Here is an 18,042-nt window from a genome sequence, read left to right on the forward strand (position 1 = left end):
ACATTCCCAGGATTCCTCTGCCGTGGCCAAGTCCGAACTCGGAACCAAACGCATTTGCCCGACTACGGGTAAGAAGTTCTACGATCTCAACAAGACCCCAGTGATCTCGCCCTATACCGGCGAGGTGGTGCCGATTGCGCCGGTGGCACCGGCCCGCGCGGCGCGCGGCGCCGAGCCGCGGCACGCCCCGGCCCAGGACACCACGCCGGAGCCGGCGGAAGCCGAAGAGACGGTGTCGCTCGAGGAGGCCGATGCCGAGGAGAACACCGGCAAGGTCAAGGCCGTCGTGCCCGAATCGGAAGACGATATCGAGGCCGACGAGACCATCGATGACGACGATGACGATGATTCGACGTTCATTGCCGACGACGAAGAGGGCGATGAGGACGTGACCGACATCATTGGTGATGTCGGAGGTGATGAAGAGACTTGAGATAATCCCAGAACTGTGGTTCTGGGTCTCTCCCGGCGCGTCGCCCACGGCGCGTCGGACGGTTAAGGGGCCATAGCTCAGCTGGGAGAGCGCTTGCATGGCATGCAAGAGGTCGGCGGTTCGATCCCGCCTGGCTCCACCACGCTTCGCCCCTCGGGCTACGCGTGGCGCAGCCGCGCAGAGCCCGAGGGGCAAAGCGTGGTGTCCGGCGAAGCCCGTAGGGCGAAGGCGGACCGATGAGGCCCGCAGGGCGGAGGCGGGCTGCGACGAAATCCCCTACTCCCCGATCACCGCATTGAGCCGGTCGCGCAGCGCGACGATCTCGTCCTTCATTGCGACCAGTTCCGATACCGAGCAGTCCGATGCCGCCAGGATCGACTGCGGCACCGCGCGCGCCTTTTCCTTCAGCGCGTGACCCTGCGGGGTCAGCGCAATCAACACCTGACGCTCGTCCTCGCTCGAGCGCGTGCGCTTGACCAGATGGGCGGCCTCGAGCCGCTTGAGCAGGGGTGTCAATGTCCCCGAATCCAGGAACAGCCTCTCCCCGATGTCCTTGACCGGCACGTCGTCGCGCTCCCACAGCACCAGCATCGCCAGATATTGCGGATAGGTCAGGCCGAGCCGGTCCAGCAGCGGCTTGTAGACGCGGTTGAAGGCGTGCGTGGCCGAATAGACCGCGAAGCAGATCTGGTTGTCGAGCCGCAGCGGCGCATCCGCCGCCGATTGTTTCCGTGCCATGTTCAATCCCACGAGATTCTTCACGTCATTCTGGGACCTGGCGGCCGCGTATTCAATTGCGAACAATTAAATGTGAGGCATCGCAATTTCAATTGCGCACAATCTAATTGTTTGCAATACATACCGTACCCCATCCGGAAACCCGAGGAGACGAAAATGTCCGTGAATGTCCTCTACAAGACCAGCGCAAAAGCCACCGGCGGCCGCGACGGCCATGCTGCAACCCTCGACGGCGCGCTCGACGTCAAGCTCACCACGCCGAAGGAGCTCGGCGGCGGCGGCGGCGAAGGCAACAATCCCGAGCAGCTGTTTGCGGCCGGCTATGCCGCCTGCTTCATCGGCGCGATGAAGTTCGTGGCCTCGCAAGGCGGGGCCAAGGTCCCGGCTGACGCCTCCGTCACTTCGACCGTCGGCATCGGCCCGCGCGCGGCAGGCGGGTTCGGCCTCGATATCGATCTTGCCGTCTCGCTACCGGGCCTTGCCCGTGCCGAAGCGGAGGCGCTGGTCGAGAAGGCTCACCAGGTGTGCCCGTATTCCAACGCCACCCGCGGCAACGTCGACGTCCGCCTGACGGTCGTCTGACCGTCAAGCGGATCAGCTGGCCCGAGATCCCGCTCGGGCCGGCTATTCCGATTGATTTGCCACGCCGCGGGATGCGGCGCGCGCCCCGCATGACGCCCCACGCAACAAGCCATTGCTGGCGTGGACGAACCTCGCTAGGCCTGTGGTCGACGATCGACACAGGGGAAGCGAAGGCATGAGTTCTGAAGCCGCCACAAGCGCAATGAGCGGACTGCGCGTCATCGATCTCACGCGCGTGCTCGGCGGCCCTTACTGCACGCAAATTCTCGCCGACCACGGCGCCGACGTGATCAAGGTCGAGCCGCCGGCGGGCGACGAGGTGCGCGACTGGGGCCCTCCCTTCCACGAGGAAGACGCGGCCTATTTCGTCGGCATCAACCGCAACAAGCGTTCGATCGGCCTCGACCTCGCCTCCGAGGGCGGCCGCATTGTGCTGCTGAAGATGCTGGAGACGGCCGACGTCCTGATCGAGAATTTCAAGCCCGGTACGCTGGAGAAATGGGGCATCGGCAACGAGGTGCTGCGCGAAAAATTTCCGCGCCTCGTGCATTGCCGGATCTGCGGCTTCGGCGCCGACGGCCCGCGCGGCGGCAATCCCGGCTATGACGCCATCATCCAGGCCATGACCGGCATGATCGCGGCGACCGGTTCGCCCGAGAGCGGCCCGATGCGGATCGGCGTGCCGCTGGTCGACATCACCACCGGCCTCTATGCGGCGATCGGCATCTTGATGGCGCTGTCGGAGCGGCAGCGCTCGGGCCAGGGCCAGTTCCTGGAGACGACGCTGTACGAGACCGGCCTTGCCATCATGCATCCGCACACCGCGAATTATTTCATGCATGGCAAGCCGCCTGGCCTGACTGGCAACGAGCATCCCAATCTCGTGCCCTATGCGATCTTCCCGACCAAGACTGACAACATCTTCATCGGCGTCGGCAATGACGGCACCTTCCGCAAGCTCGCCAAGGAGATCGGCAAGCCCGAGCTAGGTACTGATCCGCGCTTTGCCCGCAACAAGGACCGCATCGCCAATCGCGAGGCGCTGCGCGCCGAGCTCGCCGCCGTGTTCAGCCAGCACGAGGCCGAGCCGCTGTGCAATCGCCTGCTCGCCGCGGGCCTGCCCGCAGGCCCCGTGCAGAAGATCGACCAGGCGTTGACCAACCCGCACACCATCCATCGCGGCGACATCATCGAGAAGGATTGGTACAAGGGCGTCGCCTCGCCGATCCGGCTCGATCGCAGCAAGCCGAGCCTGCGCCGCCTGCCGCCGAAATTCAGCCAGCACGCCGCCGAGGTGCTGGGCGAGTTCGGATACTCAAGGGCCGAGATCGACGCGATGGTGGAGCAAGGCACGGTCTGCGGGCCCGAGCGCAAGCGCTGAGATAGGACAAAGATCGAGCGTCAACGCAGGGGCGCTCCCTCTCCCGCCTGCGGGAGAGGGTCGGGGAGAGGGTGTCTCTGCGATGGGACAAATCCCCAAGCGGAGAGAGCCCTCACCCGGCGCTACGCGCCGGCCTCTCCGGCAAGCGGGAGAGGCTAATCTGCGGCCGCATCGAATTCCCTGCACACTCCGCTTTCGCGGCAGCGCTGCACTTGTCGCCAATGCTCATGCTGCACCGCGAACGGATGAGGCTGCCCGCGCCGCCTTCGCCTATTTGACGGCTTCCCTTTTCCAGTGCTTGCCGCTTTCATTTCGGCCGCTTACACAGTCATGTGAACGTCATATGGCGCTGCTAGCGCAAGCGATCATTTTTGACGGCCCAAGGGAGGTTTCTAGATGGCTCTTCGACACTTTGGTGCGGCTGCCGCTGTTGCAGCCACGGTTGGTCTGGGCGCCTCGCCGGCATGGGCCGCGACTGAAATCCAGTGGTGGCACGCGATGACCGGCGCCAACAACGACGTCATCGTCAAGCTCGCCACCGACTTCAACGCGGCGCAGACCGACTACAAGGTCATCCCAACCTACAAGGGCAATTACGCCGACACGATGAACGCGGGCATCGCGGCGTTCCGCGCAGGCAACGCTCCGCACATCATGCAGGTGTTCGAAGTCGGCACCGCGACCATGATGGCCGCGACCGGCGCGGTGAAGCCCGTCTACAAGCTGATGGCCGAGACCGGCGAGAAGTTCGATGCCAAGGCCTACCTGCCCGCGATCACCGGCTACTACTCGACCTCGAAGGGCGAGATGCTGTCGTTCCCCTTCAATTCGTCGTCGACCGTGATGTGGGTCAACCTCGACGAGCTCAAGAAAGCCAATGTCGAGATCCCGAAGACCTGGCCTGAAGTGTTCGAAGCCGGCAAGAAGCTGAAGGCCGCCGGCCACGCCACTTGCGGCTTCTCCGGCTCCTGGGTCACCTGGGTCAATCTCGAGCAGCTCTCCGCCTGGCACAACGTGCCGCTCGCCAGCAAGGCCAACGGCCTCGACGGTTTCGACACCGTGCTGGAGTTCAACGGACCGCTCCAGGTCAAGCATCTCGAGAAGCTGGTCGAGCTGCAGAAGGACAAGACCTACGACTATGCCGGCCGCACCAACACCGGCGAAGGCCGCTTCACGTCGGGCGAATGCCCGATCTACCTGACCTCGTCGGCGTTCTTCGGCAACGTCAAGGCGCAGGCCAAGTTCGCCTTCACCGCCGTGCCGATGCCCTATTACCCGGACGTCAAGGGCGCACCGCAGAACTCGATCATCGGCGGCGCCTCGCTCTGGGTCATGGGCGGCAAGGCGGCCGACGAATACAAGGGCGTCGCGAAATTCCTGACCTTCCTCTCGGACACCGAACGCCAGGTGTATATTCACAAGGCCTCGGGCTATCTGCCGATCACCAAGGCGGCCTACGCCAAGGCAAAGGAAGAAGGCTTCTACAAGGACCAGCCTTATCTGGAGACGCCGCTGCTCGAGCTGACCAACAAGGAGCCGACTGAAAACTCCCGCGGTCTGCGGCTCGGCAACATGGTTCAGCTCCGCGACGTCTGGTCGGAAGAGATCGAGCAGGCGCTCGCCGGCAAGAAGACCGCCAAGCAGGCGCTGGACGCCGCCGTCGAACGCGGCAACACGATGCTGCGGCAGTTCGAAAAGACCGCCGTGAAGTAAGGCGATGAGCGGCAGGCCGCGACCGGCCTGCCGCTTCTGCTGACATCATGCAAAAGCAAGCCATTTTCCAAGCAAAGCTATTACCCTACGCGCTGGTTGCGCCGCAGCTCGCGGTCGTCCTGATTTTTTTCTACTGGCCGGCCGCGCAGGCGGTGATTCAATCCTTCCTGCTCCAGGACGCCTTCGGTCTCTCGACGAGCTTCGTCTGGTTCGAGAACTATCTCGATCTGTTCAGGGACCCCGCCTATTTCGAGGCGATCGTCCGGACGTTCTTCTTCTCGTTCGCCATCGCCGTCTCGTCGCTGTCCTTCGCGCTCTTGCTCGCCGTGATGGCGGACAAGCCGCTGCGCGGCTCAATGCTCTACCGCACGCTGCTGATCTGGCCCTATGCGGTCGCGCCGCCCGTGGTCGGCGTGCTCTGGATCTTCATGCTGCATCCCTCGCTCGGCGTGCTCTCGCGCTATCTGCGTGCGATGGGCGTCGACTGGAATCCGCTGCTCGACGGCAACCAGGCCGCGTCGCTGATCATCCTCGCCGCCGCCTGGAAGCAGATCTCCTATAATTTCCTGTTCTTCCTCGCCGGCCTGCAAGCCATCCCGAAGAGCGTGTTCGAGGCCGCCGCGATCGACGGCGCGCGCCCGATGCGTCGGTTCTGGACCGTGACCTTCCCGCTGCTGTCGCCGACCATCTTCTTCCTGCTGGTCGTCAACATCGTCTACGCCTTCTTCGACACCTTCGGCATCATCGACACCATGACTCGCGGCGGGCCCGGGACATCGACGGTCACGCTGGTCTACAAGGTCTATTCCGACGGCCTGCTCGGCGGCAATCTCGGCAGCTCCGCGGCGCAATCGGTGATCCTGATGGTCATGGTTATCGTGCTGACGGGAATCCAGTTCCGCTTCGTCGAACGCAAGGTGACCTACTGATGGTCGAGGAAGAGGGCTCTCGGCGCTATGTCGCCCACATCATCCTGTGGATCGGGATCGCAATCGTCGCCTTTCCGGTCTACATCGCGATCATTGCCTCGACCCAGGACAACGCGCTGATCGCCAACGGGCAGATGTCGCTGTTGCCGGGCGGCCATTTCTTCGAGGTCTACTACCAGACCATCTTCGTCGGCACGAGCGGCTCGACCCGCGAGCCCGTCGGCAACATGATGCTGAACTCGCTGGTGATGGCGCTCTTGATCGCGGTCGGCAAGATCGCGATCTCGATCATCTCGGCCTATGCCATCGTCTATTTCCGCTTTCCGTTCCGGATGCCGATCTTCTGGATCATCTTCATCACGCTGATGCTGCCGGTCGAGGTCCGCATCTATCCGACGTACAAGATCGTCGCCGATTTGCACATGCTCGACAGCTATGCGGGCCTGTCGCTGCCGCTGATCGCGTCGGCCACTGCGACGCTGCTGTTCCGCCAGTTCTTCATGACCGTGCCGGATGAGCTTCTCGAAGCCTCGCGTATCGACGGCGCCGGTCCCTTCCGCTTCTTCTGGGATACGCTGCTGCCGCTGTCGCGCACCAACATGGCGGCGCTGTTCGTGATCCTCTTCATTCTCGGCTGGAATCAGTATCTCTGGCCGTTGCTGATCACCACCCGTGACGACATGCAGACCATCCAGGTCGGCATCCGCAAGATGATCACCACCACCGATGCGCTGACCGAATGGCCGGTCGTGATGGCGACCGCCGTGCTGGCGATGCTGCCTCCGGTGTTCGTCGTCGTCGCCATGCAGAAACTGTTCGTGCGCGGACTGGTCGAGACGGAAAAGTGAAGATGGCGAATAGCGAATGGCGAGTAGCGAATGGGGTCGCTGCATCTGCCTTGCGTCCCAACCAATCCCCATTCGCCATTCCCTACTCGCTATTCGCCGGTGCAACCCATGGCTAACGTCACCCTCCGCAACGTCCGCAAGACCTATCCCGGCGGCTTCGAGGCGATCAAAGGCGTCGACGTCGATGTCGGCGATGGCCAGTTCTGCGTACTGGTTGGCCCTTCCGGCTGCGGCAAGTCGACGCTACTCCGCATGGTGGCGGGCCTGGAGACCGTCTCCGGCGGCGATATCGACATCGGCGGCCGCGTCGTCAACCAGGTCGAGCCCGCCGATCGCGACATCGCAATGGTGTTCCAGAACTACGCGCTCTATCCGCATATGAGCGTCTTCAACAACATGGCCTACGGCCTGCGCAACCGCGGCATGGCGGAGGCCGAGGTCAAGACCCGCGTCGAGGAAGCGGCGCGCGTGCTCGAGCTCACGCCGATGCTGGAGCGCAAGCCGCGCCAGCTCTCCGGCGGCCAGCGCCAGCGCGTCGCCATGGGCCGCGCCATCGTACGCCAGCCAAAAGTGTTTCTGTTCGACGAGCCGCTCTCCAATCTCGATGCCAAGCTGCGCATCGCGATGCGGGTCGAGATCCGCAAATTGCAGCGCCGGCTCAACACCACGTCGATCTACGTCACCCACGACCAGCTCGAGGCAATGACCCTCGCCGACGTTCTCGTCGTGATGAATGGCGGCCAGGTCGAGCAGGTCGGCAATCCGCTCGCAATCTACGAGAGGCCGGCGACAACCTTCGTCGCCTCCTTCATCGGCGCCCCGCCGATGAATTTGATGTCGACGCGCTCGGACGAGATCAAATCGCAGCTCGGCGACGGCGGTGCAGCCGAGGCCGGCATCCTCGGCATCCGCCCGGAAGATTTCGTCATCACCGACCAGACACCGGCCGGCGGCGTCGCGCTGCCGCTCACAGTGGAAGCCATCGAGCGCGTCGGCGCGGAGACCTTCATCTACGGCGCGCGTCAGCAGGACGAGCAGCGCATCGCCGCCAATCCCGGCGAGCTGCCGCCTGGCGAGATCATCGTCCGGATTCCCGGCTCCGAGGCGCCGCCGATCGGCCAAAAAATCCGTGTCGCGGCGGTGCGGGCGAAGCTGCACCTTTTCAGCGGTGACGGGCGGACTCGGATCGAGGCCTGAGGCTTTCGGAACCGCTTAAATAAAAAATATCGAAAACAACCCCATGCACAGTAGCCGGGGGTCTGTTTTCATTGAGATAAATCGCAAGGCAAACTCGGTCATGCCCGGGCTTGTCCCGGGCATCCACGTTCTTCGTGCCGAGCGAAGGTTCGTGGATGGCCGGGACAAGCCTGGTCAAGCCCGGCCACGACGATGTGGAAACGCCTGCGTGAAAGCAAGCCGCGTCAAATGCGGGAAATGACGGCTGTGCAGGGCCCCGCTAGGTGCTTGAACCGACACGGGGATATGCCCATATTGCTGACCAAGGGGTGCCTCTACGGGCCCTGATGCACCAAAGTCGCTTCGAGAGGACTTTGTAAACTATGTCTCGTGTTCCCACGCTTTCCAGTCCGTTCCTTCTGGGCTTCGACGAGATTGAGCGCGTGCTTGATCGCGTCGTCAAAGGCGCCGACGGTTACCCTCCGTACAATATCGAGAGGTGCGAACGGTCGGACGGTGCACCCGAACGATTGCGCATCACCCTGGCGGTCGCTGGATTCACCCGCGACCAACTCGATGTAACAATTGAGGAAAACCAGCTCGTGATCCGCGGGCGGCAGCAGGACGACAAGACCCGGCAATACATTCATCGCGGCATTGCCGCGCGCCACTTCCAGCGTACTTTCGTGCTGGCGGAGGGGATGCTGGTGCTGGGTGCGGATCTGAAGAACGGATTGCTGGCGATCGATCTTGCCCGGCCGGAACCGGAGAGGATCGTTAAGACAATCGCTATCAATGAGCACGAATAATGGAACGAGTAGCGGACTCGACCGCTTAGTTTCCCAGAGGAGTCGAGACCATGAGTGAAGGTCACGTTGCGTTCGAATACGAAGCCAAGAATGTCTCTCCGGAGACGCTGGCAACCCTCGGCGAAGGCCATATCGCCTATGTAAAGCAGATCCGCTCCGAGGATGTGCCGGGCCTGTTTCCGGAAGCGCCGAAGATCGCGCCGGGTTTAAAACTCTTCGCGCTCCATGCCGCCGACGGCACGCCGATCATGCTGACCGACAGCCGCGAAGCCGCGATCGCCAACGCCTGGAGCAACGAGCTGCAAGCGGTGAGCGTGCACTGAGCACGCGCACGTCGCACGAATAGAATTTCAAGCGGGCATGCCTTCACACGAAGGCGTGCCCGTTTTGCTTTTGGAAGCGGCCGAAGTCGTACGGCTCCGACCTCGCCCCGTTGCCGGTCTCACCACCCGTAGCGCAGGATGCCCTTGCCGGCGTAGCTGCGCGTGACGTTCGAGAATTCACCCTCGAAGGTGGCAGCGAGCGCCAAACCGCTTGCGAACTTCACCTCCGCCGACGCGGTGGTCAGCGCCGTGTCGTGCGCCTGCGCCGCGCCGTTGACGACGAAGCTCGCGCCGGGCAGCGCCTGGAAGGTGGCGGCGATGTTGCGATCGGCGTTGAAGTCGTGGGCCCAAGCGGCGCGCGCCCGCAGCGTGACGATCGCGTCGTTGAGCGCGAACGACTTGTCGGTGCGCAGGCCGAGCTCGCTGCGGGTGTCGGTGACGCTCTTCGAAGCGTAGCTCAGAGCGAAGGTGTTGCTGCCGGTGATCGCCTGCTCCGCATAGGCCGGCAGGTCAAAGGTGGTGAACTGGGCTGCGGCGTAAGGCGTGACGCCGATGCCGCCGATCCACGGCGTGACCAAGCGATAGCCGCCTTCGAGCCGACCGGAATACGCGTTGGCGTTGAAGCGCGCCTGGAGATGATCGGCGCCTGCGATGGTGACATTGCGATCGGTGGTGATGTCCTGCCAGCCATAGGCCAGCGCGCCCGTGACATAGGCCGCGCCGGCATTGTGGCGTACGAAGCCGCCGGCCTGGAACAGGTCGGAGCGGCCGGTGCCGCCGTTCGCCACCGAGAAATTGGTGCCGCCGCCGGCGAGCGCAAAGCCGGCCACCGTGTTGGGCGAGAACCAGTAGTCGGCTCCTGCCACAGCGCCGGCGATGCGGCTGGTGGCGGTGTTCGAACCGAGCGTTGCGTTGCCGTCGGTGGTCTGCGAACCGCCAAAACCTGCGGCCCATACGCTCCAGCGCGCCTCGAAGCCCTGCGGCGGCGCCTTGCGAGACATGGCGGCATAGGCGTCGCGCTCGGCACCCGTGCGCTTGCGGCCGGCATAAGCGAGCGCCTCGCTGCCGTCAGCGGCGTAGCCCGACGCGCCGTTGGACGAACGCGGATCGCCGCCCCCGGCCACGAACGGATCGGTCAAGAGACCCATGAACATGTTCATGGCATTGAAGGTGGTCTGCTGCGTGCCGGTCGCGGTCTCGCCCGAGGCCTGCGTCAGCGCATTGAGCAGAGGCTGGCCCGAGAGCGCGAACAGCGCATTGAAGCCGGCCGGCAGCGCGCCGCCACCGAACAGGCCATTGTCGATCCCCGCAGCGACGTTGCGCTGGTTGATGCTGGCATTGCCCGGCAGCGAGGACAGCAGCGAACCGGGATCGAGCGTCAGCAGCACGTCGTTGCCGACATAGCTCAGCCGCGCATTGCGGGCGAAGCTGGTCGCGGTGAGGAATTCGACGCCGGAGAAGGTACCGATCACCGTGCCCGCCGTCATGATCGTGTAGGTCGTCGTCGCCGACAGCCGCGTCAGCGGATCGACTACGACCTTGCCATTGATGCCGGCGATGCCCGTGACGAGGGTCTTGTCGGAGGCGGCGCCGGACACCTGCACCAGATAGGTTGAGGCCGCGGTCATCGTCAGGCTCGCCGTCGTCAGCGTGCCGATCGAATTGCCCGGCGCCAGCGTGCCGCCGTTGATGGCGACGGCGCCGGCGATGCCGCTGCCGCCGAGCGTGCCGCCGGCATTCACCGTCAGGCTGCCGGCCGAGGAGAGATCGCCGTTCACCGCCAGCGTACCGCCGTTGACCGTGACCGGCCCCGCATAGGTGGACGTGCCCGTGAGCGACCAGATGGACGATCCGGTCTTGTCGAGCAGCGCCCAGCCGGCGCCGATCTGGCTGACGTCGAAGCTGTTGCTTCCGGCGCCGGCGAAGCGGAAAGTGTCCGTGCCGCTGCCGACCGCCCGGCCCGTGAGCGTCGCGGCCGGCCCGGTCATGACAAAGAGGTTGTTGGCGCCGCCGAGGTTCACCGCGCTGCCGCCGGTGCCGGTGATGCTGCCGGCATTCGTCACCGTGGTGCTGCCGAGTACCGTCACCAGTCCGGTATCGCCAATGATCGCGCCGCTGTTCGTGACCGCATTGGTGGCGTTACCACTAACTCCCACGCCGAAGGTGGTCGTGCCTTGCACAGTGGCGCCAGCGCCGACCGAGACATTCACGTTACCGGTGCCACCCGTGGCCGCTATGACACCGACGAGATTCGCGGTGACGTTGCCGTTCACAACGACGGTGACATCGCTGGTATTGGCGCCGCTGAAGATGCGCGCATCGACGCCCTGATCCGCCCCGCTGATCGTGCCGGCGGTGGTGACGTTGATTGCGCCGGCATTCGCGGCGGCCGTGACACCAGTTCCGCCGGACAAGGTAATCGAGCTGCCTGCGTTCGTATTGATTGAAACCGCGTCACCACCCACTGCAAGCAACCCGGTCGTGCTGGCGAAGATCGCCCCGCCGGTTTGGGATAGATGAGCATTTCCACCGCCTGCGATGATTTGAATGCCGGCTCCGAACATTGCACCGGCGCTGCCGATATTGGCGTTCGACGTGACGTTGACATCACCGCCAGTCGATTGCGCACCGATGCCGAAAGTGGTGTTGGGGCACCGCTGGCATTGGCGATCGTCGTGTTGCCGGTCAGCGTGGCTGAGACGTTTCCGCTGCCATTGATCAGGGACAAGCCGCCCCCGGCGGCGCCTGTTGCCGTCAGGCTGCCGCCATTCAGGAAGACGTCGGTCGCGCCGGCACCCGATTGAGCGACCAGCGCGGAGCTGCCGGAAAAGTTTGCCGCAACGGGCGCGCCACTCGTGCCGACCGTGATGGAGCCGGCGCCAGTTACCATGATGACGAGGCCGCCGACGCCTGCGGTGGTGCCGCTGACGCTGCCATTGCCGAAATAGGTGATGTTTCCAGCATTGGAGGCGAGCTTGAGCCCGTCGCCTGGCCCCAGCACTGCGCCGTTGTTGGTGAAGGTGATGGGAGCACCGAGTTCGGCCGCGACGATCCAGAGCCCCTGTCCGCTGACCGCCTGGCCGGCATTGACCCCGGCGGTCACGGCGCCGCCAGTGTTGAACACCTGACTGTAGTCGTTCGACGTCGTCAATGCCGCATCAAAGTTCCCCGTGGCGGTTGTCACCGTCGTGTCGCAGGAGACGACGTTCGGTGACGCCGAGACGGCGCACGATGCGAGGGCGCGGTCGGAATGGCCCGCGACGCCAAGTGCCAGGACGCCGGTGAAGGCCGTGCTGAGGAGCAGGACGCGCCTGAGCGTCGGCCGCGATTGTTGAAACTGATGCTGCATTGCCCCGCCTGGCTTGTGGCCTCTTCGCGGGCCACGCTCTAGAATTGAAACTTGCCGAACCCAGATCGCCGCGCGACGCGTTAGGCCGATGGCTGCTTGGCCTTGCGCAGATAAGGCAGGACGGTATCGAAGCTGCCGAACCGCTTGACGGCATCCTCGTTCGAGACCGATCCGGCAATCACGATATCCTCACCGGGCATCCAATCGGCGGGCGTCGCAACCGGGAACCTTGCGGTGAGCTGGAGCGAATCGATGACTCGCAGGATTTCCTGGAAGTTGCGGCCGGTCGTCATCGGATAGGTCAGCACCAGCTTGATCTTCTTGTCCGGTCCGATGACGAAGACCGAGCGCACCGTCTGGTTGTCGGCCGGTGTACGACCTTCCGACGTCGTGCCGGCCGAGGCCGGCAGCATGCCGAACAGCTTGGCGACCTTGAGATCGCGGTCGCCGATCATCGGATAGTTGACCGCGTGGCCCGTCGCCTTGTGGATGTCACCCTTCCACTTGGTGTGATTTTCGACCGGATCGACCGAGATGCCGATGATCTTGACGTTGCGCTTGTCGAACTCGCTCTTGAGGCCGGCCATAGTGCCGAGCTCGGTGGTGCAGACCGGCGTGAAATCCTTCGGGTGAGAGAACAGCACCGCCCAGGAATCGCCGATCCAATCGTGGAACCGAACCTCGCCTTCGGTTGTCTGCGCCTCGAAATCCGGCGCCGTGTCGTTGAGTGCGAGTGCCATTGGGCATTTCCTTCTGTCGTCTTCCGGTGCGGCCATGGCGCACGAAGATCTCGTGGCGACCTCGCTTGTCTCAGTTGAGACTGAGACGATGCGTCGCACCTGCTTGATTTTGCAGCCGGAATCCGGCCAGGCTAGATAACCTTGAGATTGTGGTCGTTGATATCTGCGCCCCGCGATGGCGAAAGTCATGGCATCGTTCTGAAAAAGTTCTTAAGCACCGCGCCATGGCCACGAGTTACATCATCGGTCCGTTCCGACTTGATGCAGACGCCGCGATCCTGTTCCGCGGCAGCTCTCCCGTCGCGCTTGGCCAGCGCGCGATCGCGGTGCTGCGCGCGCTCGTGGAGCGCCCGGGGAACCCGGTCTCCAAGGACGCTCTGATCAAGTCAGCGTGGGGCGGCCTGATCGTCGAGGAGAGCAATCTGCCGGTCCAGATCGCGGCGCTGCGCCGGGCGTTCGGCAAAGAGCCTGGCGGCGAACGATGGATCGAGACCTTGCCCAAATACGGCTACCGGTTTGCCGGCCCGTTGAGCTCCGGTACGCAGCATTCCGTCACAACGGAGCCACCGGCTCCGGATGCGGTTGCGGCGAGCGAAACGCCTCCGCTTCCAGTTCAACCAGCGGTCGCGGTGCTGCCGTTTCAGAACATGAGCGGCGACCCGCAACAGGAATATTTCGCCGACGGCGTCGTCGAGGAAATCATCACGACGCTGTCGCGCTTTCGCTCCCTGTTCGTCATCGCGCGCAATTCCAGCTTCACCTACAAAGGCCGCTCCGTTGACGTGAAGCAGATCGGCCGCGAACTCGGCGTTAGCTTCGTCCTCGAAGGCAGCGTTCGCAAATCGGCCGACCGCGTCCGCATCACCGCGCAGCTGATCGATGCGTCGACCGGCGCGCATCTGTGGGCAGACCGGTTCGACGGCGCGCTTGAGGACGTCTTCGATTTGCAGGACCGGATCGCCCGGCAGGTAGTGGGGTTGCTGGTGCCGAAGCTCGAGCACTCCGCGATCGAGCGCGCCAAGCGCAAGCCGACCGAAAGCCTGGGCGCGTACGAGTATTATCTGCGCGGCACCGCGGCGATCTACCGCTTCACCATCCGCGAGGCCAATGTCGAGGCCTTGCGGCTGTTCAAGCGTGCCATCGAGCTCGATCCGGAGTTCGCTGCCGCCTACGGCATGGCCGCCTATTGCTACGTCAAGGACAGAACCAACCGATGGCCGACCGACGATCTCGCGCGGGACATTGCCGAGACCGACCGGCTGGCGCGGAATGCAATTCGCCTCGGCAGCGACGACGCACTCGCGCTGGCAACCAGTGCCGGAGCACTGGCCTATGTCGTCCGCGATCTCGACGCCGGCGCCGCGTGCATCGACCAGGCGCTTCAGGTCAATCCCAATTTGATGTGGGCGTCTTATTTCGCCGGCTTCATCAAGAGCTGGATGGGCGAGCCTGAAGCGGCCGTTGCACACCTGATGTACGCGATGCGCCTCAGCCCGGTCGATCCGCTGATGCCGCTGATGCAGGCGGCGACGGCACACGCTCACTTCTTCGCCGGCCGCTACGACGAAGCCTCATCCTGGGCCAAGGCGGCCCTGCGCGGCACGCCAAAACTGTTGCCGGCATTGCGCATCGGCGCCTCGGCGGATGCATTCGCCGGCCAGCTCGAGCCAGCGCAAAAGACGGTGGCCCGGCTGCTCCAGATCAATCCCGACGAGCGCGTGTCCAACTTGGAGGCCATCTACGGTCCCTACCGGCGTCCGGACGATGCTTGGCGATATGGCGAAGGACTGCGGCGCGCGGGACTGCCGGAGTGATAGAGGCAAGCGGATGCCGCGAATGATCCGCCAAGCCTGCGGCGCAGCGGGCGACGCGGAAAGCCGAAATTACGCCGCCGTCGCGGGCGGCAGCGCCAGCACCGAATAGATCGCCTGGGCGTCGCGCGAGGCGCGGAGCTTCTTGGCGAGGTCCTGGTCGCGCAGCAGGCGGGCGATACGTGCCAGCGCCTTGAGATGGTCGGCGCCGGCGCCTTCCGGCGCGAGCAGCAGGAAGACCAGATCGACCGGCTGGCCGTCCATCGACTCGAAATCGATCGGGCGATCGAGCCGCGCGAACAGGCCAAAAATCTTTTCCAGCTTGGGCAGCTTGCCGTGGGGAATGGCTACGCCGTAGCCGACAGCGGTGGTGCCGAGCTTCTCCCGTTGCAACAGCACCTCGAAGACCGCGCGCTCGTTCTGCCCGGTCAGCTCGGCAGCCTTGGCTGCCAGTTCCTGGAGCGCCTGCTTCTTGCTGTTGACCTTCAATGCCGGGAGAATCGCCTCGGGCGCGACCAGATCGGTAATCGGCATGAAAGTTTTCCGAGGTGAATTAAACCGTCAGGTTCCGAATTGGCTAGCTTGGCGAGAGCCGAGCCGGGCCGGCGTCAAGAAGGTGAAGCAGGAGGCGGACTTAGCCCCGGTCCTGATGTGGGGCGCTTCTACTCCAACGCAATCCCGGTGCCAACTCCCGCGTGCGGCTTTGCCCCGGTCATTGTTAAGGGCGGCGGGGCGGCCCAAGGCGTCACCCAAAGCCATCAGGCCTTGTCGCCCGGCTTGCCCGCCGGCGGGTCGACCCAGCCGACATTGCCGTCCGCCCGGCGGTAAATGATGTTCACCCGGCCGCTCGAACCGTGCTGGAATACCAGGCAGGGGGCCCCGCTCAGGTCGAGTTCCATGACGGCCTCGCTGACTGAGAGCGGTTTCAGCGAGGTCGTTGCCTCTGCGATGATGACGGGGCTGTAGCCGGTGACCTCGTCCTCACCCTCGGATGGCGCCTCCAGGACGTAGCTCGTGGCATCCAGCGCGGCGAGCGCCGCGGCGACGTGCGTTTTGCGGGCGGAGCGGTCCTTGAGCCGGCTCTTGTAGCGTCGCAGCCGCTTCTCGATCATCAGCAGCGCCTGGTCGGCGCTGGCATAGGCGTCCGGGGCGTTCGAATCGGCCTCCAGCGTAATTCCCGAATCGAGATGCAGCGCACAGTCGGTGCGGAAGCCGAACCCGTCCTTGCTCAGCGTGATGTGGCCGGAATAGTTGCCGTCGAAGTATTTGCGCAAGACCTCGTCGGTTCGCCCGGCAACGCGGCCGCGCAGGGCCTCGCCGACGCTGATGCTCTTTCCCGAAATCCGGAGGGTCATGTGATGCCTCGCTTGGTTGAGGGCCCAAGGCGCGGTTGAGGGTCGTCGCGCCTTAGGTTCTTGTCTGCGCATGATCTGTCCGGAAAACCGCCGCACAGTTTTCCGGATCATGCGCCCGCATGGATCGGTCGCGATGGAACATTGAGAGTAGCGCGATTTGGCGCCAGCGCAATCAGGCCGGCTCGGTGTTGCGGGAGCGATCGGACATTGCAGTGGAGAGGATGTTACCAAGAGCGCTCTGCTTGTCGCGACGGCGTTGCACCGACGAGGGAATGCGCATGGCTTCGCGGTACTTCGCGACCGTGCGGCGGGCAATATCAATGCCCGAGACGCGCAACCGTTCCACGATGGTGTCGTCGGACAGGATCGCCAAGGGTGCTTCCGAATCGATCAGCTGCTTGATGTGGTGACGCACCGCTTCGGCGGAATGCGCCTCGCCGCCGTCGGCCGAGGCGATCGAGGCGGTAAAGAAATATTTCAGCTCGAACGTGCCGCGATTGGTCGCCATGTATTTGTTGGCGGTGACGCGCGACACCGTGGATTCATGCATCTGGATGGCGTCGGCAACGGCCTTGAGATTGAGCGGCCGCAGATGCGCCACGCCATGGGTGAAGAAGCCGTCCTGCTGGCGCACGATCTCGGTCGCAACCTTCAGGATGGTGCGGGCACGCTGATCGAGCGCGCGCACGAGCCAGGTCGCGTTCTGCAGAGCATCGGTAAAATACGACTTGTCGCCGTCCTTGCCGATCTTCTTCGACAGTTGCGAGTAGTAGGTCTGGTTGACCAGCACGCGCGGCAAGGTGTCGCTATTGAGCTCGACATGCCAGCCGCCATCCGGACCCGGGCGGACATAGACGTCCGGCACCATGGTCTGCAAACGCGACGAGCCGAACTTCATGCCGGGTTTGGGATTGAGCCGGCGGATCTCGCCGATCATGTCGGCGATGTCCTCGTCGTCAACGCCGCAGACCTTGCGCAAGCCGGCGATGTCGCGCTTGGCGAGCAGATCGAGATGCTCGACCAGCGCCTGCATCGCCGGGTCGTAGCGGTCGAGCTCGCGGAGCTGGATCGCCAGGCATTCGCTTAAATTGCGCGCGCAGACGCCGGGTGGGTCGAATTTTTGCAGCACCGCCAGAACGTGCTCGACGTCCTGCTGCGATGCGCCAAGCCGCTCGGCCGCTTGGCCGAGATCCGGCGGCACGTAGCCCGCCTCATCGACGAGGTCGATCAGGTACTGACCGATCATGCGCTCCGCGGACCCGGTGAAGGCAACCGAGAGCTGCTCGGCCAGATGATCGCCGAGCGTGATTTCCGCCGCGACGAAGGCTTCGAGATTGTAGTCCTCGTCGCCGGAAGCTCCGCCGCCCCATTCCGTATAAGTGGTCGGCGCCACATCCTGGGCGTTGCGCGCAGCCGCCTCGGCCGGCTCCTCGGAAAAGACGTTGTCCAGACCGGTGTCCAGGGTCTGCTCGATCTCGGCGCGGGTGCCGAGATCCTTGCTCATCCATTCTTCCTGGCCGGGCTCGAAGGCCTCGCCCGGACCGCCGCCCGGCTCGTCGTTATGGCCACCGTCGGAATCGTTGAACTGACCGGCCTCGGCCGGGGCTTCGCCCGCCGGCGGCTCGTCATTGGCGCGTTCCAGCAGCGGATTACGCTCGAGTTCCTCTTCCACGAAGGTCGTGAGATCGAGATTGGACAATTGCAGCAGCTTGATCGCCTGCATCAACTGCGGCGTCATGACCAGCGACTGCGATTGCCGGAACTCTAATCTCTGCGAAAGCGCCATGAAGCAAGAACCGATCCAAAAAGTTGGTCCGATTTTTGCTTACCCTAGTCTAAGCCCGATGTACACGTC

Annotated in this window: 17 protein-coding genes and 1 tRNA gene; 11 read left to right on the forward strand and 7 right to left on the reverse strand. The window is 64.1% G+C overall.

The window, feature by feature from the left end:
- Positions 1-22 precede the first annotated feature (22 nt).
- Positions 23-433 carry a TIGR02300 family protein gene (locus IVB18_RS49235; RefSeq protein ID WP_247987227.1) on the forward strand — a complete coding sequence of 137 codons (411 nt, stop codon included), beginning with the start codon at positions 23-25 and terminating at the stop codon, positions 431-433.
- A gap of 66 nt (positions 434-499) precedes the next feature.
- A tRNA-Ala gene (locus IVB18_RS49240) sits at positions 500-575 on the forward strand.
- 134 nt (positions 576-709) lie between these two features.
- Here the strand turns inward: IVB18_RS49240 and IVB18_RS49245 are convergent.
- Entirely contained in the window at positions 710-1,171 is a 462-nt protein-coding gene (locus IVB18_RS49245) for a MarR family transcriptional regulator (RefSeq protein WP_247987228.1), read from the reverse strand.
- 156 nt (positions 1,172-1,327) lie between these two features.
- On the opposite strand from IVB18_RS49245, the gene IVB18_RS49250 reads away from it, so the two are divergent.
- The 8 genes from IVB18_RS49250 (at position 1,328) to IVB18_RS49285 (ending at position 8,932) form a co-directional block, all read left to right on the forward strand.
- Positions 1,328-1,753: an organic hydroperoxide resistance protein gene (locus tag IVB18_RS49250; protein WP_247987229.1), complete on the forward strand. Its 426-nt coding sequence runs from the start codon at positions 1,328-1,330 to the stop codon at positions 1,751-1,753.
- Positions 1,754-1,928: 175 nt separating this feature from the next.
- Positions 1,929-3,134, forward strand: coding sequence for a CaiB/BaiF CoA-transferase family protein (locus tag IVB18_RS49255; protein WP_247987230.1), 1,206 nt, complete (start codon positions 1,929-1,931; stop codon positions 3,132-3,134).
- 396 nt (positions 3,135-3,530) lie between these two features.
- Positions 3,531-4,847 carry a sn-glycerol-3-phosphate ABC transporter substrate-binding protein UgpB gene (gene ugpB / locus IVB18_RS49260; protein WP_247987231.1) on the forward strand — a complete coding sequence of 439 codons (1,317 nt, stop codon included), beginning with the start codon at positions 3,531-3,533 and terminating at the stop codon, positions 4,845-4,847.
- A gap of 47 nt (positions 4,848-4,894) precedes the next feature.
- Positions 4,895-5,776 (forward strand): sn-glycerol-3-phosphate ABC transporter permease UgpA, encoded by an 882-nt coding sequence (gene ugpA / locus IVB18_RS49265; RefSeq protein ID WP_247987232.1) that lies wholly within the window; start codon positions 4,895-4,897, stop codon positions 5,774-5,776.
- Positions 5,776-6,624 carry a sn-glycerol-3-phosphate ABC transporter permease UgpE gene (ugpE, locus tag IVB18_RS49270; RefSeq protein WP_247987233.1) on the forward strand — a complete coding sequence of 283 codons (849 nt, stop codon included), beginning with the start codon at positions 5,776-5,778 and terminating at the stop codon, positions 6,622-6,624. Before ugpA ends, ugpE begins: the two co-directional genes overlap by 1 nt.
- 108 nt (positions 6,625-6,732) lie before the next feature.
- On the forward strand, positions 6,733-7,821 hold the full coding sequence (locus tag IVB18_RS49275; protein ID WP_247987234.1) for a sn-glycerol-3-phosphate import ATP-binding protein UgpC: 1,089 nt from the start codon (positions 6,733-6,735) through the stop codon (positions 7,819-7,821).
- A 362-nt stretch (positions 7,822-8,183) separates the two neighbouring features.
- Positions 8,184-8,609: an Hsp20 family protein gene (locus IVB18_RS49280; protein WP_247987235.1), complete on the forward strand. Its 426-nt coding sequence runs from the start codon at positions 8,184-8,186 to the stop codon at positions 8,607-8,609.
- Between the two features lie 50 nt (positions 8,610-8,659).
- Complete coding sequence (locus tag IVB18_RS49285) at positions 8,660-8,932, forward strand: DUF1150 domain-containing protein (RefSeq protein WP_007598581.1); 273 nt, start codon at positions 8,660-8,662, stop codon at positions 8,930-8,932.
- Positions 8,933-9,051: 119 nt separating this feature from the next.
- Here the strand turns inward: IVB18_RS49285 and IVB18_RS51810 are convergent, their stop codons facing one another.
- The 3 genes from IVB18_RS51810 to IVB18_RS49300 all read right to left on the reverse strand — a co-directional run bounded on the left by IVB18_RS51810 (position 9,052) and on the right by IVB18_RS49300 (position 13,021).
- Entirely contained in the window at positions 9,052-10,920 is a 1,869-nt protein-coding gene (locus IVB18_RS51810) for an autotransporter domain-containing protein (protein WP_256477135.1), read from the reverse strand.
- 281 nt (positions 10,921-11,201) lie between these two features.
- The gene (locus tag IVB18_RS49295) at positions 11,202-12,281 is read right to left on the reverse strand and encodes a hypothetical protein (RefSeq protein ID WP_247987236.1); all 1,080 of its coding nucleotides are present in this window, start codon (positions 12,279-12,281) and stop codon (positions 11,202-11,204) included.
- Between the two features lie 80 nt (positions 12,282-12,361).
- Entirely contained in the window at positions 12,362-13,021 is a 660-nt protein-coding gene (locus IVB18_RS49300) for a peroxiredoxin (RefSeq protein ID WP_247987237.1), read from the reverse strand.
- A 224-nt stretch (positions 13,022-13,245) separates the two neighbouring features.
- Here IVB18_RS49300 and IVB18_RS49305 point away from each other — a divergent pair, with 224 nt between their 5' ends.
- Positions 13,246-14,835: a winged helix-turn-helix domain-containing protein gene (locus IVB18_RS49305; RefSeq protein ID WP_247987238.1), complete on the forward strand. Its 1,590-nt coding sequence runs from the start codon at positions 13,246-13,248 to the stop codon at positions 14,833-14,835.
- A 69-nt stretch (positions 14,836-14,904) separates the two neighbouring features.
- On the opposite strand, the gene ptsN is transcribed toward IVB18_RS49305, so the two are convergent.
- From ptsN to rpoN, 3 genes are all read right to left on the reverse strand, one after another.
- Complete coding sequence (gene ptsN / locus IVB18_RS49310; RefSeq protein ID WP_247987239.1) at positions 14,905-15,366, reverse strand: PTS IIA-like nitrogen regulatory protein PtsN; 462 nt, start codon at positions 15,364-15,366, stop codon at positions 14,905-14,907.
- Positions 15,367-15,590: 224 nt separating this feature from the next.
- Positions 15,591-16,187, reverse strand: a complete 597-nt coding sequence (gene raiA, locus IVB18_RS49315; RefSeq protein WP_247987240.1) for a ribosome-associated translation inhibitor RaiA — start codon at positions 16,185-16,187, stop codon at positions 15,591-15,593.
- A 172-nt stretch (positions 16,188-16,359) separates the two neighbouring features.
- Positions 16,360-17,973, reverse strand: a complete 1,614-nt coding sequence (gene rpoN, locus IVB18_RS49320) for an RNA polymerase factor sigma-54 (protein ID WP_247987241.1) — start codon at positions 17,971-17,973, stop codon at positions 16,360-16,362.
- Positions 17,974-18,042 lie beyond the last annotated feature (69 nt).

It is taken from the genome of Bradyrhizobium sp. 186 (assembly GCF_023101685.1).
Taxonomy (GTDB): Bacteria; Pseudomonadota; Alphaproteobacteria; order Rhizobiales; family Xanthobacteraceae; genus Bradyrhizobium.